Genomic DNA, 21,667 nt, shown 5'->3' with positions numbered 1-21,667 from the left:
CCTCTAGATTACATACCGATCAGCTTTACAATTTGATTGGCAACGATTTTTGCGCTCTGGTCATCGGTGTGCACAACAAAGTCGGCAACCTCTTCATACAGGGCATTGCGCTCTTGTGCCAGACGTTCCAGCACTTCGCGTGCCGGTTCTTCGGTCTGTAGCAGAGGGCGGCGTTTGTCTCGCTGTGTGCGCGCCAGCTGCTTTTCGATAGTGGTTTCGAGGTAGACCACGATGCCACGAGCAGACAACTTGTTGCGGGTTTCGCGACTCTTGATGGCACCGCCACCCGTCGCCAGCACGATACCCTGCTGCTCTGACAATTCGCCGATCACCTTCTCTTCGCGAATCCGGAAACCTTCTTCGCCTTCAACATCGAACACCCAGCCGATATCAGCACCACTGCGGCGCTCAATCTCATGATCTGAGTCGAAAAACTCCATATGCAGTTGTTCTGCCAGATGTCTACCTATGGTGCTCTTGCCCGCACCCATGGGACCTATCAGGAAAATATTGCGTTTCTCAGCCATGTCTTTTCGTTAGTAATTACAAACTGTACGACCCCGATGAATACTGGATCGGGGTACCTATGAACCTTATCTTGCGATGGATCAGGAGGGGGATTATCTCAATAGATATCGGGACTGGCAACCGCAGCCCTTACGCCCCAGCCTCATTGGGGCGTAAGGTTATATGTGTTTTACCCTCACATGTAAAGCATTCAGAAGGCGTCGGTGACTATCTTGGGCGTCACGAAAATCAGCAACTCCCGCTTTTTGTTCTCGCTGGTGGTCTTGCGGAACAAGGCCCCCAATCCGGGAATGTCACCGAGCAACGGCACCTTGGTCACATCGCTCTTGATGGTCTGCTGATAGATGCCGCCCAGCACCAGGGTCTCGCCATTGTTCACCAGCACCTGAGTGGTGATGGACTGGGCGTTGATGGAAACAGCATCACCGGTACCGGTCGGTACCGTTTCACCCTTGGTATCCTGGGTCACGGTCAGGTCGAGAATCACCCGGTTGTCAGGGGTGATCTGCGGGGTAACCTTCAGGCTCAATACCGCCTTCTTGAAGGTGACCGAGGTGGCGCCACTGGAAGATGACTCCACATAGGGGATCTCGGTCCCCTGCTCGATCAATGCCGGTTTCTGGTTCGCCGTGGTCACCCGCGGACTGGCGATAATCTCGGCCTTGCTCTCTTTTTCCAGCGCCGACAACTCGAGATCCAGCAAGGTGCCATCAGCCAAACGGGCAACCTGGAAGGCCAAAGTACCGGCCGCATTGGTCACCGGCAGATTGACGTTCAACCGATCGTCTGCTGATGGCCGCGGGCTGGGATTAATCGCAGAACTGCCGTTGTTGTTACCAGAACCATCATTCCCCTCGATGGAACCGGACGTACTGTTGCCATGACCATCGTTTTTGGTCACTCCCCACCGTACCCCGAGCGCTTCATCAAAGCCGTCGTCAATGGTCACCATCCGCGCCTCGATCACCACCTGCTTGACCGGAATATCGAGGATATCGAGCATCCGTTTGATGCTGCTGATGACATCGGCGGTATCCTTGACCACCAGCACGTTGGTTCGCTCGTCCACGCTCACCGCACCACGGGGTGACAGCAACTTGGTACTTTCGGAAGAGAGCAGGGCAGCCACTTCCGAGGCCTTGGCATAGTTTATCTGCAGATACTCGGTATAGAGCGGAGCCAAATCGGCAACCTGATTTCGGCTCTCCAGCTGTTGCTTCTCGCGTGTTGCGATCTCTTCTGCAGGCGCTACCAGCAAGATGTTGTTATCCAGCCGCTTATCCAGACCCCGCACCTTCAAAATAATGTCGAGCGCCTGCTCCCACGGCACCCCATCCAGACGCAGGGTAATATTGCCTGATACCGAATCTGTGGTTACCAGGTTAAGGTTGTTGAAATCGGCAATAAGCTGCAATACGGTACGGACTGGAATATCCTGAAAGTTCAATGAGATGGGTTTGCCCTGATACTGCTTGGATGCCGTGGCCGTCGTCCGCTTTTTTACCTCGATAATGAAGAGCTTGTCCGCCTGATCGTAACGGTAATCAAACTGACCATTGATCGACAGTTCAAACAGGGTATCACTGCCCTGCCGGGAGACTTCAACCTGAGAGACCGGCGTTGCGAAATCCTGCACATTGATCAGATTAAGCAAGCCATCCGGTACCCGAGTGCCATGAAACTTGGCCAGTACGGTCTGGCCTCGGCTGCTCACATCGACGGCGGCCGAGCTGTTATCCAGCGTGACCAGAAACTCCCCCTGACCATCCTTGCCACGACGAAAATCCACACCGGTAACCGAGTTGAAATAGGCGCCACCCCCACTGCTTTGATAGTTGTTGAGCACCGGCTTGCTGGCAGGCTGTGTGGCTACCGGCGTAGTCACGGGCGCAACAGGCATCGACCGGGCGACGACCTGAGGATTGAGCAGTGCCGAAGGAGAGGGTGTGGCCACCATCGCAGAGGGCGCTGGCACAGGAGTAGCCGAGGTTGCGGGTGCAATCAGGGCGCTCTCACCATTGATGAGCCCGGAAGAGGCCCCCTCGCCCAATGACACCAGTAATTTGTTCCCCTGTTGCTGAACCTGATAGGGGGCCAGCTGATCGAGTGAGATCTTGATATCCAGACCTGCGCCCTTACCCTCAACCTTGATATTATCTACCCCCAGGCGCTGGATCGGCAGCGGGTTCACTTTCAGCGCCCCTACCGCACCGGGAACATGCAACAACAGCTGATTGGGTTGGTAAGAGAGACGATCGGTAAAGCCTGTGACCGGCTCACTGAAACTGAGCTCCACCAGCAATTGATCGGCAAGCAGCGGATTGACCTTGATCTCCTGCAGGGTTGCCACTGCCCACGCCTGACTGAGGGCGCTGGCGCAAAACAGCAAAGCTACTTTGGATACACTCTCTATTGTTGTTCTCATTGCTGTTCGTCCCTGATTATTGTTTTTCTTGCACATTGGCCATCGCCAACTGGGTTTCTCTTGTTACCCAGCACCCCTTCCCGTCCGGAATGGTTTCCAGCAAATCCACGGCAGTGTCAGTGATCTTGATGACTCGACCCTGATCAAGCCCCATATACTGGTTGAGTCCGACCCGCATCGATTTGCCATCCGGGGTGCTGATCAAGGCCCACAACTGACCTGCCTTACCCAAAGAACCATGCATCGACAGACTGGCCAGCGAATAATTTTCCAGCACCTCTTTCTCACGATCCATCAGGGTCTGAGCACAATCCGGCTGGGCCTTGGCAGTGCTTGTACTTCCGACCGTCGCCTCAGGCTGAGGAACCATGAAGGGGCTGCGCAACTCGCGTTGCTGGTAGTGCATGGGGGCAAAAGGCTTCAGCTCGGGCAAGGGCTCGATAGGTATGGGCGGCCTTGCTTTGGTCTGGGCGACATAGCTATCCATGTCCTCCTGACCACCACACGCCGCCAGCAAGAGGGCAGGCAACAACCAGCAGATGCGTCTCATTGTTTCGGCTCCACTGTTTTACCGTTGTACTTGTAGGTCTTGGCCAGCATCGACATCGAAATCAGCTCCCCTTCATCCTTGCTCTGGCCCAGAGTGAAGGAGTCAAGGATGACGATACGGGGCAAGGCAGCCATGTCAGCGGTAAACTTGCCAATTTCATGGTAAGTGCCCACGACTTCGATACGCATCGGTAGCTCTGTCGAAAACTCGTGCTTGACCTCGGGTTCCCAGTTGATCCGGTTCAATTTCAAGCCATTGTCGGTAGCAATAAAGCTGATATCGTCCAGCAGACCGGCGACCTCATGGGTATTGGGCAACTGCTTGAGCTGGGTATCAACCAGTTGCTCAAGCTGAACCATTTGCGCCTTGTATGCCCCCAGGTTGGCAGCCAGCATCGCCTTGCTTTCAAACTGGGCTTTCAGTTCGGTCTCTTTCCCCGCTTCCTGAGTCAAACTGGTCAGTGAGTTGGCAATCACGTAGTAGTAGATGGCGCCGCCGGTCAACACGCAGCAGAAAAAGATGAAGACCCCTTTTGCCCATTTTGGCCAGCTTGCTATGTCATTGATATCCAACTCGTTGAGTTGCTGAAGGTTCATTGTTGCTCCTTGGCCACATTCCCTGCAGCCGCAGCATTGTTGGCGATCAGGAACATCATGGAAAACTGGCTCAATGACACTGGCGCAACATCAGCCGCAAAAATAGTGCTTATCTTTGCCTGACCCAACCAACCGGAACCATCAATCCGCCGCATCATGCTGGCCACCCGACCATATGCTTCAGTCTTGCCATTAACATCAATAATATTGTTTTGCATCGAAAGGGTGTTGAGGTAAACCCCGTTGGGTACCAATGAAGGCAGTTGATTAAAGAGGCGAACGGGCACATTGCGGCGCATCTGCAACTGCTCGATGAGCTGCATCCGATCGATCAGTTCCTTGCGACGCTCTTTGAGCAGACGGATCTCCCCCAGCTGGGCATCGAGAATAGTCATCTCCTGAACCAGCCGCTGGTTGCGCTGCTGCTGGGCGACGATCTGGCGATCAACCAGCCAGTTGGCAAAAAATCCCAGCGCGACCGTGGCCAGCACAAAAATCCCCAGCAAGGCCCCGAACTGTTTCTTTTGGCGCTGGGCCCGGGCTTCACGCCAGGGTAAAAGGTTTATATTTGACATGGTGTGAAACTCCTCAGAGCCAACCCGAATGCCGTCATATATTTAGCACCATGTACCAGCTCGGCCTCCCCTTTCGGCTTGCCAAACAGGGCGAACAGATCCGGGTGCAACACCTCGCAATTGACCTCTTCTTTTACCTGTACCAACAAACCGGGTAGCAGACTGCCTCCCCCCGTCAGCACCAGTTTTGCGATGTCGCGATAACCGGATGAACTGCAAAACAGCTGGATATTGCGCCGCACTTGCTGCAGCAGCGAGTTGATGTGGGGCATCAAGACATCCAGCTCATGGTCAACAGGCAAGGTACCTTTGGTTTTAGCCTGCTCAGCCTCATCCAGCGTCATGCCATAAAAGGAGGAGAGCGCCTGGCTGTACTGATCGCCGCCGAAGTTTTGCAAGCGGGAGTAGATCACCTCTCCCTTGACCAGCGCCGCAAAGGTCATAGCACTGGCACCGATATCTATCACCCCGATCGGCCGTTCACTCTCCTGCAATTCGGGCAGACAGGCCACCACGGCACGGCCCAGCGCATGGGCGCCCACATCCACCACCTTGACGGCAATACCGGCTTCGGCAAGGGCGCTGACCCGGCCGTTGACACTCTCGGTGCGGGCTGCGCTCAGCAGCACATCTTGACGATCTTCGCTATTGTTGGTGCTCAGCACCTCAAAATCGAGACTCACTTCATCAAGGGGGAAGGGAATGATCTGCTCGGCCTCCAGCTGCACCTGACTCTCCAGCTCCTTGTCGCTGAGGCGGGCATCAATCTGGATCACCTTGGTTATCACGTTGGAGCCGGTCACCGCAGTGGCGGCATAGTCGCTGTGAGCAGGGATCAGGCGCTTGAGGCTCTTGAGAGATTGGCTGACACGCTCGATATCCTGCAATTGATAGTCAACCAGCGTCCCTTTCGGGGTGGCAATATCGGCGACCGACTCGAGATGAAGCTTGCCAGGTCGGCCACTGAGGGTAACGGCCTTGATGGTCTGGCTACCAAAATCAATGCCCACCAGAGGGAGGAGGGATCCCTTGTTAAAAAGCCCAAACATATACACATCCATGCGTTATTTGGTTTTATTCCTGAACAGAGTGTAGGACACCCGATCAGAGGAGTGCTTCACTCATCCTAAATGCTCTAACTATCAATGTCATAAAGTTTATGCCGAAAAGTGACCCATCTCGCTTTCTTCATGGCAAGTGGCCCTCCTTGGTTATTGCTCCCCGTAGTGCTAACCTCTCGCATCCTTTTGAGGTGGGTGGCTCGCCACAGGAAAACCTCGAATTCCCGATGGCAAAAGGGCTATACTCTGCGCCCGTTGGCTAATTTTAAGACGATTGGTAGTTCTTCCATGCTGAAATGGCTCGTTCGCCTGTTTATTGTCATGATGCTGGGTGCTGTGCTGGGTGTTGCCAGCCTCATCGGTATCTACTTCTATATCAAACCCCAACTGCCCGATGTCACCGCACTGCGTGACGTCAAGCTGGCAACCCCGATGCGGGTTTACAGCCGGGATGGGGAGTTGATCGCCCAATATGGCGAAATTCGTCGCATTCCGCTGCGTCTGGACGAAATTCCGCAACCCATGATCGATGCCGTACTGGCGACCGAAGATGCACGTTTCTATGAGCACCCGGGCATTGACCCGATTGGTATCATTCGAGCCGCATCCGTCTGGGCTGTTTCCGGCCATGCCCGTCAGGGGGCCAGTACCATCACCCAGCAGGTTGCCCGCAACTTCTTCCTGAGCAATGAGAAGACCATCATCCGCAAGATCAAGGAGGTCTTCCTGGCCTGGCGGATCGAGCAGAATCTCTCAAAAGACGAGATCCTCGAACTGTACCTCAACAAGATCCCCCTCGGTTATCGCTCCTTCGGGATCGGTGCTGCGGCACAGGTTTACTTTGGTAAAGAGGTCAAGGATCTGGGACTGGACGAGATCGCCATCATTGCAGGTCTGCCGAAAGCCCCCTCCATGCTCAACCCCATCCGCTCCCCCGAGCGCGCCTTTGCGCGCCGCAACGTTGTGCTGGGCCGGATGCTGGAAACCGGCAAGATCACCCAAGCCCAGTTTGACGAAGCGTCCAAGATGCCGATCAAGGCCCGTTTTCACGGCGCCGAAGTGACCCTGCACGCCCCCTATCTGGGGGAAATGGTGCGCCAGAAGATGGTCGAGCAGTTCGGTGAAGATGCCTACACCATGGGCCTGCACGTCTACACGACCGTCTCTGCCGAACGTCAGCGGGCGGCAAGACAGGCACTGCTGGATGGCGTTTTTGCCTATGACATGCGCCACGGCTATCGCGGCCCGACGGCTCAGTTGTGGAAGGCTGGCGAGACAGCCTGGGATTACGAGCAGATCGTCGCTCACCTTGGCAAACAACCCACTTACGATCCGCTGATGGCGGCGGTCGTGACCAAGCTCGGTGATCGCAGCGCCACGCTGGTACTGAAAAATGGCAAGGAAGCAGAGCTCGGCTGGAACGGCATTAAATGGGCTCGCTCCTTTATTACCGACGACCGTCAGAGCTATGCCCCGAAATCGGCGCGAGATGTGCTGAAAGTCGGCGCCCAGATCTGGGTGCGGGAAGAGGGCGAAGAGTTGCTGCTGGCCCAAATCCCGGACGTCAACGCCGCGCTGGTTGCCATGAACCCGAAAAATGGGGCTCTGGAAGCACTGGTCGGTGGTTTCAGCTTCGAACTCTCCAAATTCAACCGGGTCGATCAGGCGCGTCGCCAGATCGGTTCCAATATCAAGCCTTTCCTCTATGCGACCGCTCTGGAACATGGCTATACCCTGGCGTCGCTCATCAACGATGCGCCGATCAACCAGTGGGATCCATCCAAAGGGCCCATGTGGCAGCCCAAGAACTCCCCGGCCGTTTATGATGGCCCCACCCCGCTGCGTCTGGGTCTGGCCAAGTCCAAGAACGTGATGTCGGTTCGACTGATGCGCGCCATCGGTCTGGATACCTATATCGACGGTCTGACCCGCTTTGGCTTCCCCCGCGACTTCATCTCTCCCCATGAGTCGCTGGCACTGGGCGCTGCCGAATTCACCCCTCTCGAAGTGGTGCGTGGTTACTCGGTACTGGCCAACGGTGGCTTCCTGGTGACCCCATACTTCATTGACAAAGTGACCGACAGCCTAGAGAACACCCTCTATCAGGCCAATCCTGCTATTGCTTGCACCACCTGCGAGCAGCAGGCCGCGCCCGAGCAGAGCACACTGCCAGAGCCAACTGTTGATGGAGCCGCACAAGATGGCACGCAGACCCCTCTCGCGCCAACCATCGCCCCGCATACCATCAGTGCCCAGAGCGCATTCCTGATCACTGACACCCTGAGCACGGCCATCTGGGGGGGCAACGGCTGGCGTGGTACCGGCTGGCGTGCAGCCCGCGACCTGAAACGTCACGACATCTCCGGTAAAACCGGTACCACCAACGAATCGCGGGATGCCTGGTTCTCCGGCTACACCCCGGACATCGTAGCTACCTCCTGGATCGGTTTTGACAACCACCAGCGTGGTCTTGGCCGTGCCGAATTTGGCGGTGGCGCCGCGCAGCCTATCTGGATCGACTTCATGAAAGTCGCCCTCAAAAAGCTGCCGGAGCACAAGATGCCGGTTCCCGAAGGGATCATGACAGTGAAGATTGATAGCGAAACCGGCCTGCTGGCAACCAGTGGCGGCACCGACGAATACTTCAAGGAAGGGACCGAGCCGACCCGCTATGCAGCACCGAGCTCGGATGGCAATCAGGTCTACGGCGGTGACAACCCCGATGTGGAAGGGCCTGTCTCAACCGACGATATCTTCTAAGCTGCTCTTACGGCAGAAGCAAAACCGGCAGCCTTGGCTGCCGGTTTTTTTATTGGGCCAACTGCTTGCTCATCAGCGTGGCGATCGAGGCCGCCAGCTCATTGAAGCAGGGGCGACGCACCGAGTAGTGGCGATAGAGCAGCGAGATGGTACGCCCCGGCACAGGGTCAACCACAGGTCGATAGCTCACCCCGCCTTCATCATGATCGGCAGGTACGGCCAACTTTGGCACCAGGGTCATGCCGCTACCGGCGGCCACCATGTTGCGCAGCGTCTCCAGACTGGTCCCCTTGAAGCGTTGATCCTCACCTATCCCGCCGGCGAAACAGAATCCCATCGCCTGATCCCGCAAACAGTGGCCATCGGCCAGCATCAGCAATTTCTTGCCCTTGAGATTACCGAGTGGCACCTGTCTGGCCTGTGCTTCGGGGTGATGGCAAGGCACAGCCAACCACATCGGCTCATGATAGAGCTGGATTGAACCAAACCCTTCCATCCCCGGCATCTCGGCCAGAATGACGCAATCCAGCTCCCCCTCTTCCAACCGCTTGAGCAGGGTTTGGGTCTGCTCCTCATAGAGGTAGAACTCCAGCTGGGGGAAACGCTCACGCAGGGTCTGGATAATGCGGGGCAACAGGTAGGGGCCCACGGTCGGAATGAAACCGATATGGATCTCCCCGGACATCGGCTCGGAGAAGTGCTGACCGATGCTCTTGAGCTCGCGCACCTCCTTGAGCACCCGACGCGCCTGATGGGCCATGGCATCGCCAGCCGGAGTAAACAGCACCTTGCGCGAGGTACGTTCGATCAGAATGACCCCGAGTTCATCTTCCAGCTTGCGCAGCTGGCCGCTCAGGGTGGGTTGACTGACAAAGCAGCGTTCAGCGGCTTTGCGAAAATGTTTTTCCTCATCCAGCGCCACCAGATATTCGAGATCGCGAAGATTCATACAGCAAGAGTCCTGCCTGGAAAATGGGCCATCAGCATGCACAATATCGTCCGGCGGGACAAGTCATCCACTTGCAGTGAGCCTCTCTGGCTGCCCCTCCAAAACAGAAAAGCCCGACCACCTTGCGGTAATCGGGCTGTTTGACTCGCCGATGGATTACACCCTGAAACGGCGCACCATATCCTGCAGTTGGGTAGCCAGGTGGTTCAACTCGTTGCACGCCTGAGCCATCTGGGTGGCACCGGCGGCCACCTCTTCGGAAGCATGGCTGATATTGACCACGTTACGGTTGAGCTCCTCGCTAACCGCTCCCTGCTCTTCGGTGGCCGTTGCAATCTGGATGTTCATGTGGGAGATGCTGCTGACCGAGCCACTGATCTGGGAGATAGACTCGCCCGCTTCCCGCGCGGTAGCAACTGTGGTGTTCATCAGCTCCTGACTCTGTTGCATGGTACTGCCGGCCTGTTCGGCACGCTGCTGTAACTCGGCAATAATGGTGTTGATCTGGGAGGTGGAATCCTGAGTGCGCTTGGCCAGAGTACGCACCTCATCGGCCACCACCGCAAACCCCCGCCCCTGCTCACCGGCACGGGCCGCTTCAATGGCTGCGTTCAATGCCAGCAGGTTGGTCTGTTCGGCAATGCCACGGATCACCTCTAGCACCATACCGATATTGCGGCTGTCATCGCCCAGTTGGCGGATCACCACCGCAGTGCTCTCGATAGCACCGGCGACCCGCTCGATGCGCAGAATGGAGTCATTCACCGTTTGCGCACCAATCTCTGCCGTTTCGCTGGCCGAGGTGGCGGCACTGGCCGCATCGCTGGTGTTGCGAGAGACCTCCTGCACCGTAGCCTGCATCTCGTTCATCGCCGTCGCCAGCTGGTTCAGCTCATGTTGCTGAGCATTCATATTGTTGGCTGACTGGCTGGCAACAGAGCTGATCTCCTCCGCAGCGGAACTCAGTTGAACCACAGAGCCCGACACTTCACTCACCAGAGTGCGCAGATTGGTCTGCATCTCACCAAACCCTTTGGCAAGGGTTCCCAGTTCATCATTGTTGAACTGCTGCATATCGATACGGGAGGTAAGATCACCAGAGGAGACACGACGGGTCTGTTCCAGTAACGCCATCACGGGGTTGCGGATCTGACCAGTCAGCAGCCATGCAATTGCCACCACAAAACCCAGCGTCACCAGACTGACGATGACGCTCATGGTTCTGGCACTGCTGTAGAGCGCCTCCACATTTTTTGTCATCTGGGCCGCAATCTCGTTATTGATTTCCCGCAAGCGGAAGGATTTTGCTCCCACCTCCTCCAGCGCGACCCGGGTTTCGTTTTTGCGCAGACTTCTGACTCGCTCCAGATCGCCAGCAGCGAAGGCGCTCAACAGTTGGTCATGCACCGCAAAATACTTGGCCCCCGCCGCAACCACCTGCTCATAAACCTGTTTCTCTTCACCAGTAGTGAAAGGTAAAGCACCGTATTTTTGGGCGGCCTGTTCAAATTCCTGCCTGGCCTTATTGAAGGTCAGGGTGCGCTCGCTTACCTCTTGATCATCTTTGTTTAGCCCCGCAATCACCTGAGACAGCTCGGAGCGGCGCGCATCCAGAATGGCCACGTGCATCTGGCTGGCATAGCGGGTTGACGGGAGCAGGTTGTCAGTAATGGTTTCGGTATCACCATAGAGCTTTGCCAACTGGCTGATGGAGAACCAGGCCAAGCCCAGTACCAGCAGTGCCAGGATGGCGAATCCGGCACTCAGTTTCTGGCCGATAGACATGTTTTTGAACATATGGGGGCTTCCTTGAAATGAGTCTGCACTCCCGCAACATCCGCCGGGAATGGTCACATAGAGCATAGTCTGCAAGCAGAAAGTCGAAGGCTTTCATATCGCTTCTGCATACAGGAATATCGGCCCATTCACTCCACTTCTAAAGAGACCTTGTCCGTTCACATTCTAATAACTATTCCATCAACTCAAGAAGATGCTGACGCAACCCGGCAGGATCGCCCAAAAAGTCAGCCACTCGCACAGCACTCACCTTACCGTTGTGCATCAACCCAAGGGTGGGATAACCCTGACCACCCAGCCGTTTCATCCAGCCCTGGCTATCTGCCAGATGTTGCAGCAAGGGGGCCTGCAGATAAGCTTGCTGAAATGCCTCGGCTGCAATCCCCTGCTCTGCCGCTAGCGTGGCAAGAAACGCAGGCTCACCAATCCAGATCCCGTCCCGATAGTGGGATTGCTGGATCCGGTGCAACATGACCAGCCCATCGCCCCCCAACGCCGTGACGGCCAAAACCGCACGGATCGGCGGCTCGGAGTCCAGCAGACACCCTTCCCGCAGCAGCAGTTCGTTAAAGTAGCGTTCGCCAAAATGCTGGCCGGTCAGCGCTTCGATCCGCTGATCATGGGGTCGCACATAATCACGCAATGCCTCGCCCATCGGCTGACGGCGACTACCCAGCCAGAGACCGCCCGCATGCAGCTCGATCTTGAGTCCGGCAATAGTTGCTGCCGCCTGCAACAGGGGGGCGGCACCGTAGCACCAGCCACAGAGCGGGTCATAGACATAATGGAGGGTGGTTTGTTGTTCGCTCATCTTCATTCTCACTTCGATCTCGGATAAAAAACCGGGCCCTTAGGCCCGGTAAAAAAACACAGGGAAAGCAGGCTCAGTGGCTTACCACTTCATCTCGCCGGTATTGACCTTGGCACCGATGGCCAGACCATCGTCAACCGGCAGTGCCGGATAGGCCTTCTTCAGAGCCTCAATCAGCTCACCGGAATTTTTCGCCTTGGCCAGCTCCTGTTCGAAACGCTCTACATAGTCACGGGTAAAGGTCACAGCAGCAGTGCCTTTGGGAGCAGTGCCCAGGAAGTGGCCCGGTACCACGCGCTCGGGTTTCAGGGCCAGCAGGTTGTCCAGCGCCTTGACCCAGTTACTGCGGGCCGCCTTGGTCTGGCTGTCCGCCATCCAGACATGCACCCCGTGGTAGACCGGCACACCACCAAAAGCAGTCTTGATGGAAGGGGCCCAGAGGTAGGCATTCGGGGTATTCATCTCTTTGATTTCAATCTTCTCGCCATCCAGCGTCAGGTGGCTGGCGGTCATCACTTGCGGCACGGTCAGGCTCTTCGGTGCGCCCTTGCCGAGGATCGGGCTCCAGTAGCTCAGCTTGGCATCCTTGGTCTGGTTGATGTGGTCAACCACGTGCTGATCGGCCAGCACTTTGACATCCGGGAACGCCGCCATGACCGGCTCCAGACCGAAGTAGAAGTCGGGGTCACCGGCACTGATATAGACTGTGGTCAGCTTCTTGCCACTCTTCTTGATCATGTCGACCAGCGCCTGACCATTTTGCACGTCGAACTGGGCATCGATCAGGATGGCCTCTTTGTCACCGGTCACCAGTGAGGAGGAGACCGGGAAGATCGCCTTCTCGCCAGGGTTGTAGACGGTCACGCTCAGGGGGGCGGCCAGTACGGCGCCACTCAACAAGGTAGTCGCCAGAGTCAGGTTGCGGATCAGGGTGTTGTTCATCATCTATTCCTCATTAAGTATTCGGGGGTTCATTTGATGGACACAGTGTATTGGATCACTTAAGGTGCAAATACAGCATAAAAAGCGCATCACTGTTGCACACATCGAACATATAGAGAGCCAGACATGGATCGACTGACCGCCTTGCGGGTCTTTGTCAGCGTAGTCGAACAAGGGAGCCTGAGCGGCGCCGGAGAGAAACTGGATATGTCGCGCGCCATGGTGTCACGCTATCTGGCCGAGCTGGAGAGCTGGATGGGTGCCCGCCTGCTGCACCGCACCACCCGTCGTCTGAGCCTGACAGGGCCAGGAGAGGAGGCGCTGAACCGGGCCCGCGCCATGCTGGCACTCGGCGAGGAGATGGAGCAGATCGCGGTGAAGGGAGATGACGCCCCCAAGGGACAACTGCGGATCACCAGCAGCTACTCCCTGTCGGAAGCCTTGCTGGTCGGTGCTGCCAACGACTATCTGGCGCAATACCCGGGGACGGCCATCGACATTCTGCTGCTCGACAGAACCGTCAATCTGGTAGAGGAGCGGATCGATCTGGCGGTGCGCATCACCAACGACCTCGACCCCAATCTGGTGGCACGCCGTCTCGGCACCTGCCACTCGGTAGTCTGTGCCAGCCCGGCCTATCTGGCCCGTCATCCAATGCCACACAAGGTGCAGGATTTGGCGCTGCACAACTGCCTCACCTACACCTACTTCGGCAAGAGCCTGTGGGAGTTCAATGGACCGAACGGTCCCGAGTCAGTGCCGGTCAGCGGTAACCTGAGCGCCAATATCTCCAACCTGCTGCTGGAAGCAACGCTTGAAGGTGCCGGGATCAGCCTGCAACCCCGCTACTCGGCACAACCCTATCTGGAGCGTGGGGAACTGGTGCCCCTGCTGACCGACTGGCAACCCAAGCGCCTCGGGGTCTACGGGGTGTATGCCACCCGCAAGCAGATGTCGCCACTGCTGCGCAGCTTCCTCGATTTTCTGCTGGCCCGCATGGCGGCGGATCCCATCTGGCAGGAGTGAGCACACCTCAAACCCGATCATGAAGAAGGGGCCGCTGCGGGCCCCTTCTTCACTCTGATCCCTTGATCAGGCTTCAAATCCGAATGGTTCTGAGTGCGGCGCTTCCGGCTGCGCACTCTCGTCCAGGAAAATATCCCGATAAGCCACATAGATGGAGTAGTTGAGCGCCGGGATCACCACCAGCAGACCTACCAGCAACAGCACAGCGCCAAACAACAACAAAATAGCTGAGAGTAGCCCCCACCAGAAGAAGGGAAAAATATTGCGCCAGCAGCCGAAGAAGCTCAGCCGTACCGCCTGAATGATGCCGATATCGTGGTGGTAGATCAGCGCAGGCGCAAAGGTGACCCCCATCAGCACGGGAATAATGAGCAGCATCCCCACCAGCAATACCAGCAGCAGTTGTTGCAACTGGCTGGCTGAGACCACCATGCTCTCGGGATCCTGCGTCAACAGCGGGAGCAGCCCCCACATGGAGAGCAGACCAAGACAGACGAGGCCCACCAGGCTGAACAGCAGCAACACCAGCAGACCGCCTAGCATCAGCGGGGTCAGCTTGTGGCGAAAACCGGCGAAGAGATCGGCAAACTGCAGCGGCTCCCCCCGATAACCCCGAGCGGCGACCGCCACCCAACCCGCGCCCCACACCATGTAGAGCAGCTGGGAGATAAGGCCACCCGCCGGCAGTTGCTCCAGCAGCATGCCCACCATAAACCAGACCAGCACCATAGCCACGCTGATCCCCATCCCCTTGTTGAAGATATCGAACCCGCTGCGAACCCAGAGCCAGCCACGACCTGTCGTGTACCGGGCCGGAGTGGTGCGCAAAGGGGGTAATCCGTTCATATCGTCTCCTCGGAGTGTCGGTGGCATCAGTGCCGGAAGCCGATTCTAGAGCCAGGGCGGGGGCGACTCAATGGCGAAGCGGCCCGACCACGACATAAAACCTGACGCAGCTATGCACAAAAGGGGCGTCAGCCACGCCCCGCCTCTGGCTGCCCCGACCATAACGAGGCACAATCTGCCCCCTTCCCCAGCCGCGCCTGTCGTGTCCTACGTGTCGTGATCACACTTTAGTGATCGACGAATACCGGACAGGGGGTTGTCATCCCGCCATCCCGGGCGCTTTAACATCGAGTGGTATCGTCATGAGAGTTGTGTGTTGTCTGTTGTTGTTACTGGCCAGCCAGTCAGCCCTGGCCGAGGGTTTTATCAGTCGCCTGCTCAACCATCCGGTGCCGGGTGGCGTTGCAGTGATCCCTCTTGGCGCGTCACCCACTGCCCCCACGGCCCGCTATCATGACAAACCTGTGCTGGTGGTGCGCGAAGACAACCAGTGGATCGCCATCGTCGGCATCTCTCTGAAAAGCATGCCCGGCGCCCAACAACTGAACACAGGTGATGGCCGTACTCTCGGCTTCACCGTGACCCCCAAGCACTACCGCGAGCAGCACATCAAGCTCAAGAACAGCCGTCAGGTCAATCCGCTTGCCGAGGATATGACACGTATCAACCGCGAGCTGGCGGAGCAGACCCGGGCTTACCAGACCTTCAGCCCCAACCAGCCAAGCAACCTGCTGTTCGACAAGCCGGTCAACGGCCCCCTCTCCAGCCCGTTTGGCTTGCGTCGCTTTTTTAATGGCGAGGAGCGCAATCCCCACTCCGGCCTCGACTTCGCAGTGGGCGCCGGCACCCCGATCAAGTCCCCCGCCGCAGGCAAGGTGATCCTGATCGGCAACTACTTCTTCAATGGCAATACCGTCTTTGTCGACCACGGTCAGGGGCTCATCAGCATGTTCTGCCACATGTCGAAGGTAGATGTGAAGCTAGGCCAGAGCCTGCCGCGGGGCGGCATCGTCGGGCGAGTCGGTTCGACCGGTCGCGCTACCGGCCCCCATATGCACTGGAACGTCAGCCTCAACGACACCCGGGTCGATCCCGCCATCTTTATCGGTGCCTTCAAGCCCTGAATCGGCAGAGCCCGTTAACAAAACATCCTCTAACAAAACAGGCAGCCCATGGCTGCCTGTCTGCTATCTGCACGTCGAACCTGATTACCTATCCGGCCAGCGCGTGGGCGCCGGACTCCCGACGCATCGCCCGCCACATCACCAACACCAGCAATGAGCTGCACGTTGGCAATGCCAGCCAGACCCCGGGCACGCCCCACAGGGTCGAGAATCCCCACAAGAAACCGCCGATCAGCACCAGCTTGCCACCGGTGAGCAGGGAAGCGATGCGGGCCCGGTTGATGGCCTGGAAGTAGGTGGCCCCCACCAGCAGCAAGCCCTCCATCGGCAGCCCCCAGAAGTAGAGCCAGATCCCGAGGCTCGCCACCGGCAGCAAGGTGGCGTTGTCGCCGGCAAACAGATAGACCGCCGCCTCCGGCCACAGATAAAGCGGGAACATGGCGCACAGGGCGATCCCCAACGTCACTCCGAGTGCCAGATTGCGGATCCGCAGCACCCGCCGCCAGTGACCGGCGCCCGCGTTAAAGCTGGCGATGGGCTGGATACCCATGGCGATCCCCTCAAACACCAGATAGAAGAAGGCCTCGGTGTAACTGATCACCCCGTAGGCCGCCACGTGCAGCGAAGTGCCGACCGCCAGCAACGCCTTGTTGTGCAGCGCCAGCACCACAGAGAGATAGAGGTACATCAGAAAACTGGAGATCCCGAGGCGCACCGTCTCACCCATCAGCCGCAGATCGGGGCGCAAGGTGTCCCAGCTTATCCGCAGTTGGCTGCGCGGCGTGAAGAAGTGCCACAGGCAGGCTAGGCCCGTCACTGCCTGGGAGAGCATAGTGGCCGTCGCCACCCCGGCCAGTCCGAACGGAAACACCACCATCAGCAGATAGTCGAGCAGCACGTTGAGCAGCCCCCCGACCACCATGATGAGGGTGACAAACCCGGGGCGGCCATCGTTGCGCAGCAGCGAGCTGAACGCCATCGACAGCACCGCAAAGACGCCCAGCCAGGCGTAGGCCTGCAGGTAGGAGAGCCCGGCGGTGAAGATCTCCCCCTCCGCTCCCATCCAGGCCAGCATGGGCTCGCCATAACGGATCCCGATAAAACTGAGCAGTGCCGAGGCAAGCAACACCATCACCAGGGCATTGCCGACGATATGGCGGGCTTTGGCCGGGTTGCCCTGCCCCAGATAGAAGGAGACCAGCGACGAGGCCCCCATGCCGATCAGCGCCCCCACCGCATAGAGCACGGCGCAGATGGGATAAGCCAGCATCAAACCGGCCATGCCATCCTGACCCAGCACATGGCCAACGAAGATGCCATCGATGGTGACATAGATGCCGGTGATCAGCATGGCCGCCACTGTCGGGGTTACGTAACGCCAGAAAAGGCGAGATAGCGGGGCTGTGCCCAGATCAACAGCTGACATATTCGACTCGGTGGAGAGAAAGCGGCCGGGATCATAGCGAAACGGCAGCACGACTTCCTGTTATTTGTGTTATGAATCATTAATATAGACTGCTTTACCCGCCTCCCTGCCCTGTTTTAGGCTAGGGCCACCTCTTCTGAACGGAAACGAGCCTCATGTTGCAACGCCTGCTCACCCTCTTGCTGCTCTCCCTTATCTTGTTGCCGCCAGCCGTGCGCGCCGACGATGCCATTGCCCAGGCCGAATCCCTGTTGCAGAGCGTGCCCAAGAGCGATACCCCGGAAAACCAGAAACTGCGGGAGAGCTACCAGCAGGCGCTGCAATTTGCCAGAGAGGCCGAGCGTTACCGGGAGCAGAGTAAAGCCTATCAGCAGATCCTTATCGATTACCCCAAGGAGTCGGCACGGCTCAAGGAGAGCCTGCACAACTATCAGCCCGCCGCTCGCCCGCCGCTGGCGAGCCTCAAGGAGGAGGCGCTGCGCCAGGCCATTGGCCTGAGCAGCAACCGCCAGCTCAACCTGCGCAAGGAGCGGCAGGGGGTGATGGACAGCCTCAACCAGCTGGAGAGTACCGGGCAGGAGTATCACCTGCGGGTGGATGATCTGCGCAAACAGCTGCAACTGACCCGCAGCCAGCTGGAGCGACTGAGCTTCAGCAGCGAATCGGATCGCCAGCAGGAGGCACAGCTGCTGTTGACCAGAATGAAGGAGCAGAGCCTCTCCGACCGGATCCAGATGCTGGAGCTGGAGCAGCTCTCTGCCCAGCAGCGCAACGATCTCGGCAAGCTGAAACTGCAGGAGCTCAATCTGGCCATCGCCGACGAGGATGAGTGGCAAGCCAGCCTGCTGACCCAGCAGAACCAGCTGCGGCGGGAGAAGACCGAGCAGGCGCTGGAGGAGAGCGAAAGGCTGCGCAAACAACTCACCACCGACATGCCGCTGCTGCTGGAGCAGCAACAGCAGAATCAGGCGCTCTCCATCCAGCTCGGCACGCTGGAGGATCAGATTGAGCGGGTGCAGGATGAGCAGCGCAGCGTCGACAAGAATCTGTTTGAACTGAATGAGCTGGTCAACTCGGTACGCGAACAGCTGGAGTGGCTGCAGATCAGTAATGCCTACGGCGAGAACCTGCGCAGCAAACTCTCCGATCTGCCTCCCCAGTTCCCCCTCGACAAGCTGGAGTCCGCCATCGTCAGCGCCCGCATGGCCAAGTACCAGTACGAGAGCGAGCAGGATGGGCTCAAGGATACCCGCCAGCTGCGCGACAAGCTGATGGCCGAAGAGGAGGTGACGCTCGATCGGCCACAGCAAGCGGTGCTCGACAACCTGCTCAAAGCCCGGCGCCAGCTGCTGACCCGGCTCAACGACGCCTCCGACACCCTCATTCAGGAGCAGACCCGCCTCAAACTGCTCTACAGCCGTCAGAACAGCAAGATCGACGAGATCCGTGAGATCAGCGCCAGCCACCTGTTCTGGATGCCCGATGTGCGCCCCTTTACCCCACAGGTGATGCTCGGCATTCCCGCCGCGCTGACCCTGGCCTTCAACCCGGACAACTGGTTGCAACTGCCCTACGCCATCGCCGAAAACAGCCCGCTGAGCCTCACGCTGGCCGGTATTGGGCTGCTGGTGCTGGCCTGGAGCTGGTTCAAACTGGCCCGTCACCTGAACCTCTATTGCGACCATATTGCGCCGCGGATCGGCAAGGTAACTCAGGACAAATTCAGCCTCACCAGCCGCTTGCTGCTGCGCTCCCTGCTTGCAGCCCTCCCCTTGCCCGCCATGGTGCTGATGGTGCGCGGCCTGCTCGAAGGGGCCTGGCAATACCCGTTTGCGGTGGCGGTAGCACGCGGCCTTGGCGAGATCTGGTTTCTGCTGCTGGCACTGGTGATGGCCCGCCACCTGACGCTGGAGCGGGGGATTTTGATCCACCACTTCCGCTGGCCCCGAGAACAGGTGCAAAAGGTGTGGGGGCAGTTTCGCACCCTGCTGCTGGTGCTGATCCCGAGTTTCTTCGTGCAGGGGATGGCCAACAGCTATCAGGAACACGCCTTCTACGACTCCCTCGGCCGGATGGCCTTCATGATCGGTGCACTCTGGCTGCTGCTCTTCTTTGCCCGCCTCAACCGGGAGCGGCTGCCACTCACCTGGGGCCAGACCGACATGACCAAGCCCCATCTGCTGCACCACTTCATCTGGAACAGCCTGATGCTGGCGCCGCTGCTGGCGGTGATTGGCGCCCTGTTTGGCTACTTCTATACCTCGCGCACCCTGCTACGCCAGCTGGAGCTTAGCCTGCTGATGGGGCTGGGTTGCCTGCTGGTCTACTATCTGGCCAGACGCTGGATGCTGATCCAGCGCCGCCGCCTCGCCTTCGAGCGTGCCAAGAGCAAGCGGGCCGAGATCTTGGCCCAGCGCGGCCGGGAAGAGGGGCATGACGAGTTCAGCTCCGAGACCCCGGACGTGGTGGAAGAGACTGAGCTGGATCTCGATACCATCAGCGCCCAGTCGCTGGGACTGGTGCGCACCCTGCTGATGCTGGGCTTTACCATGCTGGTGGTGGTGCAATGGTCGGATCTCAACTCCGCCTTCAGCTTCCTCAGCAATATCGAGGTGTGGCAGGTGAGCAGCAAGATTGGCGGCATCGAGCAGCTCTCGGCCATCACCTTGCAGGATCTGATGCTGACCGCCTTCGTCTTCATTCTGACCGTGGTGACAGCCCGCAACCTGCCGGGGCTGATGGAGCTGACCCTGCTGCAGCACCTCAGCCTCTCCCCGGGTACCGGCTTTGCCCTCACCACCACCAGCAAGTATCTGGTGATCCTGATCGGTGCCCTCACCGGCTTCTCCATGCTCGGCATCGACTGGTCGAAGACCCAGTGGCTGGTCGCAGCCCTCTCGGTGGGACTGGGTTTCGGTCTGCAGGAGATCTTCGCCAACTTTGTCTCCGGCCTCATCATCCTGTTTGAGAAGCCAATCCGGCTCGGTGACACCGTCACCATCCGCGATCTCACCGGCACCGTCACCAAGATCAAGACCCGGGCGACGACTATCGTGGATTGGGATCGCAAGGAGATCATCGTGCCCAACAAGGCCTTCATCACAGAACAGTTCATCAACTGGTCGCTCTCCGATGCCATCACCCGGGTCAAACTGCGGATCCGGATCGGCCTGACCCGGGATCCGAAACTGGTGCAGCGCATTCTGGAAGAGTCCATCCAGGCATCGACCCTGGTATTGGAGACGCCGACGCCCGAGGTCTTTCTGATCGAATTCACCGACTCGGCACTGATCTACGAGATCCGCCTCTACGTCAACAACATGGATCACCGGATGCCCATCACCCACGAGGTTCACTCGCTGGTGCTGGAGAAGATGCAGCAGCAGGGACTTCCCCTGCCCCATCAACAGATCGACATTCACCTGAGCCGCGGCTGATCCGCGAGGTAAAAGGAGCAGAACATGCAGATTATTGCCCATCGTGGCGCCAGCGGTCTGGCACCGGAGAACACCCTAAAGGCGATGGCCAAAGCGCTGGAGCTGGGCGCATCAGCCATCGAGATCGACGTGCAGGCAGCCGATGGCGAGTTGTGGGTCTTCCACGACCGGCGGCTGGAGCGCTGCACCAATGGCAAGGGGGTGCTGACCGAGCAATCCCGCTCCTATCTGGAGCAGCTCGATGCCGGTGAGGGAGAGGTGATCCCGACCCTGTGGCAGGTGATGGAGATCATCGCCGGACGCTGCGAACTGCATATCGAGCTCAAGGGGGCTCATACCGCCGATGCGGTGGCAGCCCTGACCCGACGGGCAGAGGCCGAGCTGGGCTTTACTCCCGGGCAGTGGGTGGTCTCCTCCTTCCATCACCCGGAGCTGGCACGATTTGCCGCCTTGCGGCCCGATATCCGGCTCGGTGCCCTGACCGCCAACCTACCGCTCAACCTGGCGCAGTTTGCCGACGAGCTGGGGGGCTGGTCCATCAATTGCGATGTTGATTTCATCGACGCCGCGCTGGTCGATGATGCACATCGCCGGGGGCTCAAAGTTCTGGTTTATACCGTTGATTATCCAGAAGATTATGAAACGCTCTCTAGCATGGGGATCGATGGAATCTTCACCAATCGACCAGATCGTTTTCTGGCGCAGTAAGGGGGGGGGATACGCGCATGGATAACCACTGATTTAGGCACTAACTTTAAATAGCTGACCGGGATACAAAGAGTTCAACTTCAGCCGATAAACAGAGGCTCATAAC

Annotated in this window: 17 protein-coding genes; 5 read left to right on the top strand and 12 right to left on the bottom strand. The window is 58.3% G+C overall.

What is annotated here, in order from left to right; genetic code table 11:
- Positions 1–8: 8 nt before the first annotated feature.
- The 6 genes from aroK to tapM form a co-directional block, all read right to left on the bottom strand.
- A complete protein-coding gene (gene aroK, locus I6L41_RS00925) occupies positions 9–527 on the bottom strand; it encodes a shikimate kinase AroK (protein ID WP_005335014.1) in 519 nt (172 codons plus the stop codon).
- 191 nt (positions 528–718) lie between these two features.
- The gene (pilQ, locus tag I6L41_RS00920; RefSeq protein WP_216961315.1) at positions 719–2,953 is read right to left on the bottom strand and encodes a type IV pilus secretin PilQ family protein; all 2,235 of its coding nucleotides are present in this window, start codon (positions 2,951–2,953) and stop codon (positions 719–721) included.
- 16 nt (positions 2,954–2,969) lie between these two features.
- Complete coding sequence (locus I6L41_RS00915) at positions 2,970–3,503, bottom strand: pilus assembly protein PilP (protein ID WP_005335020.1); 534 nt, start codon at positions 3,501–3,503, stop codon at positions 2,970–2,972.
- The gene (gene tapO / locus I6L41_RS00910) at positions 3,500–4,099 is read right to left on the bottom strand and encodes a PilO family type IV pilus biogenesis protein TapO (protein ID WP_019446350.1); all 600 of its coding nucleotides are present in this window, start codon (positions 4,097–4,099) and stop codon (positions 3,500–3,502) included. Before tapO ends, I6L41_RS00915 begins: the two co-directional genes overlap by 4 nt.
- The gene (gene tapN / locus I6L41_RS00905) at positions 4,096–4,674 is read right to left on the bottom strand and encodes a PilN family type IV pilus biogenesis protein TapN (RefSeq protein WP_005353997.1); all 579 of its coding nucleotides are present in this window, start codon (positions 4,672–4,674) and stop codon (positions 4,096–4,098) included. Before tapN ends, tapO begins: the two co-directional genes overlap by 4 nt.
- Positions 4,662–5,723 (bottom strand): PilM family type IVa pilus assembly protein TapM, encoded by a 1,062-nt coding sequence (tapM, locus tag I6L41_RS00900; RefSeq protein ID WP_005362273.1) that lies wholly within the window; start codon positions 5,721–5,723, stop codon positions 4,662–4,664. Before tapM ends, tapN begins: the two co-directional genes overlap by 13 nt.
- 300 nt (positions 5,724–6,023) lie before the next feature.
- Here tapM and I6L41_RS00895 point away from each other — a divergent pair, with 300 nt between their 5' ends.
- On the top strand, positions 6,024–8,495 hold the full coding sequence (locus tag I6L41_RS00895) for a penicillin-binding protein 1A (RefSeq protein WP_042054572.1): 2,472 nt from the start codon (positions 6,024–6,026) through the stop codon (positions 8,493–8,495).
- 49 nt (positions 8,496–8,544) lie between these two features.
- Here I6L41_RS00895 and oxyR read toward each other — a convergent pair whose 3' ends face one another.
- The 4 genes from oxyR to I6L41_RS00875 form a co-directional block, all read right to left on the bottom strand.
- Positions 8,545–9,444, bottom strand: a complete 900-nt coding sequence (gene oxyR / locus I6L41_RS00890) for a DNA-binding transcriptional regulator OxyR (protein WP_005354003.1) — start codon at positions 9,442–9,444, stop codon at positions 8,545–8,547.
- A 156-nt stretch (positions 9,445–9,600) separates the two neighbouring features.
- Complete coding sequence (locus tag I6L41_RS00885) at positions 9,601–11,241, bottom strand: methyl-accepting chemotaxis protein (RefSeq protein ID WP_201987336.1); 1,641 nt, start codon at positions 11,239–11,241, stop codon at positions 9,601–9,603.
- A 172-nt stretch (positions 11,242–11,413) separates the two neighbouring features.
- Complete coding sequence (locus I6L41_RS00880; protein WP_216961311.1) at positions 11,414–12,058, bottom strand: DsbA family protein; 645 nt, start codon at positions 12,056–12,058, stop codon at positions 11,414–11,416.
- 75 nt (positions 12,059–12,133) lie between these two features.
- The gene (locus I6L41_RS00875; RefSeq protein WP_042054609.1) at positions 12,134–12,994 is read right to left on the bottom strand and encodes a Vmh family MBL fold metallo-hydrolase; all 861 of its coding nucleotides are present in this window, start codon (positions 12,992–12,994) and stop codon (positions 12,134–12,136) included.
- A gap of 126 nt (positions 12,995–13,120) precedes the next feature.
- Between I6L41_RS00875 and I6L41_RS00870 the strand changes: the two genes are divergently transcribed.
- Positions 13,121–14,020 carry a LysR family transcriptional regulator gene (locus tag I6L41_RS00870; protein ID WP_157162115.1) on the top strand — a complete coding sequence of 300 codons (900 nt, stop codon included), beginning with the start codon at positions 13,121–13,123 and terminating at the stop codon, positions 14,018–14,020.
- Positions 14,021–14,086: 66 nt separating this feature from the next.
- On the opposite strand, the gene I6L41_RS00865 is transcribed toward I6L41_RS00870, so the two are convergent.
- Positions 14,087–14,866, bottom strand: a complete 780-nt coding sequence (locus I6L41_RS00865) for a BPSS1780 family membrane protein (protein ID WP_042054576.1) — start codon at positions 14,864–14,866, stop codon at positions 14,087–14,089.
- A gap of 302 nt (positions 14,867–15,168) precedes the next feature.
- On the opposite strand from I6L41_RS00865, the gene I6L41_RS00860 reads away from it, so the two are divergent.
- Positions 15,169–15,990, top strand: a complete 822-nt coding sequence (locus I6L41_RS00860) for a peptidoglycan DD-metalloendopeptidase family protein (RefSeq protein WP_201932412.1) — start codon at positions 15,169–15,171, stop codon at positions 15,988–15,990.
- Between the two features lie 88 nt (positions 15,991–16,078).
- Here I6L41_RS00860 and I6L41_RS00855 read toward each other — a convergent pair whose 3' ends face one another.
- Positions 16,079–17,416 carry an MATE family efflux transporter gene (locus tag I6L41_RS00855; RefSeq protein WP_100647208.1) on the bottom strand — a complete coding sequence of 446 codons (1,338 nt, stop codon included), beginning with the start codon at positions 17,414–17,416 and terminating at the stop codon, positions 16,079–16,081.
- Between the two features lie 155 nt (positions 17,417–17,571).
- Here I6L41_RS00855 and mscM point away from each other — a divergent pair, with 155 nt between their 5' ends.
- On the top strand, positions 17,572–20,853 hold the full coding sequence (mscM, locus tag I6L41_RS00850; protein WP_216961308.1) for a miniconductance mechanosensitive channel MscM: 3,282 nt from the start codon (positions 17,572–17,574) through the stop codon (positions 20,851–20,853).
- 24 nt (positions 20,854–20,877) lie between these two features.
- Entirely contained in the window at positions 20,878–21,561 is a 684-nt protein-coding gene (locus I6L41_RS00845; protein ID WP_216950300.1) for a glycerophosphodiester phosphodiesterase, read from the top strand.
- The last annotated feature ends 106 nt before the right edge of the window (positions 21,562–21,667 follow it).

The organism is Aeromonas sp. FDAARGOS 1411, from assembly GCF_019047125.1.
Taxonomy (GTDB): Bacteria; Pseudomonadota; Gammaproteobacteria; order Enterobacterales; family Aeromonadaceae; genus Aeromonas; species Aeromonas veronii.
Note: the sequence above shows the minus strand (reverse complement) of the source record. Positions and strands in the feature narration are given on the sequence as shown.

Coding starts and splice junctions, on each gene's coding strand:
- aroK (WP_005335014.1), bottom strand. CDS start 527: ATGGCTGAGAAACGCAATATTTTCCTGATAGGTCCCATGGGTGCGGGC.
- I6L41_RS00915 (WP_005335020.1), bottom strand. CDS start 3,503: ATGAGACGCATCTGCTGGTTGTTGCCTGCCCTCTTGCTGGCGGCGTGT.
- I6L41_RS00885 (WP_201987336.1), bottom strand. CDS start 11,241: ATGTTCAAAAACATGTCTATCGGCCAGAAACTGAGTGCCGGATTCGCC.
- I6L41_RS00880 (WP_216961311.1), bottom strand. CDS start 12,058: ATGAAGATGAGCGAACAACAAACCACCCTCCATTATGTCTATGACCCG.
- tapM (WP_005362273.1), bottom strand. CDS start 5,723: ATGTTTGGGCTTTTTAACAAGGGATCCCTCCTCCCTCTGGTGGGCATT.
- I6L41_RS00860 (WP_201932412.1), top strand. CDS start 15,169: ATGAGAGTTGTGTGTTGTCTGTTGTTGTTACTGGCCAGCCAGTCAGCC.
- mscM (WP_216961308.1), top strand. CDS start 17,572: ATGTTGCAACGCCTGCTCACCCTCTTGCTGCTCTCCCTTATCTTGTTG.
- oxyR (WP_005354003.1), bottom strand. CDS start 9,444: ATGAATCTTCGCGATCTCGAATATCTGGTGGCGCTGGATGAGGAAAAA.
- I6L41_RS00865 (WP_042054576.1), bottom strand. CDS start 14,866: ATGAACGGATTACCCCCTTTGCGCACCACTCCGGCCCGGTACACGACA.
- tapN (WP_005353997.1), bottom strand. CDS start 4,674: ATGTCAAATATAAACCTTTTACCCTGGCGTGAAGCCCGGGCCCAGCGC.
- pilQ (WP_216961315.1), bottom strand. CDS start 2,953: ATGAGAACAACAATAGAGAGTGTATCCAAAGTAGCTTTGCTGTTTTGC.
- I6L41_RS00875 (WP_042054609.1), bottom strand. CDS start 12,994: ATGAACAACACCCTGATCCGCAACCTGACTCTGGCGACTACCTTGTTG.
- I6L41_RS00845 (WP_216950300.1), top strand. CDS start 20,878: ATGCAGATTATTGCCCATCGTGGCGCCAGCGGTCTGGCACCGGAGAAC.
- I6L41_RS00895 (WP_042054572.1), top strand. CDS start 6,024: ATGCTGAAATGGCTCGTTCGCCTGTTTATTGTCATGATGCTGGGTGCT.
- tapO (WP_019446350.1), bottom strand. CDS start 4,099: ATGAACCTTCAGCAACTCAACGAGTTGGATATCAATGACATAGCAAGC.
- I6L41_RS00870 (WP_157162115.1), top strand. CDS start 13,121: ATGGATCGACTGACCGCCTTGCGGGTCTTTGTCAGCGTAGTCGAACAA.
- I6L41_RS00855 (WP_100647208.1), bottom strand. CDS start 17,416: ATGTCAGCTGTTGATCTGGGCACAGCCCCGCTATCTCGCCTTTTCTGG.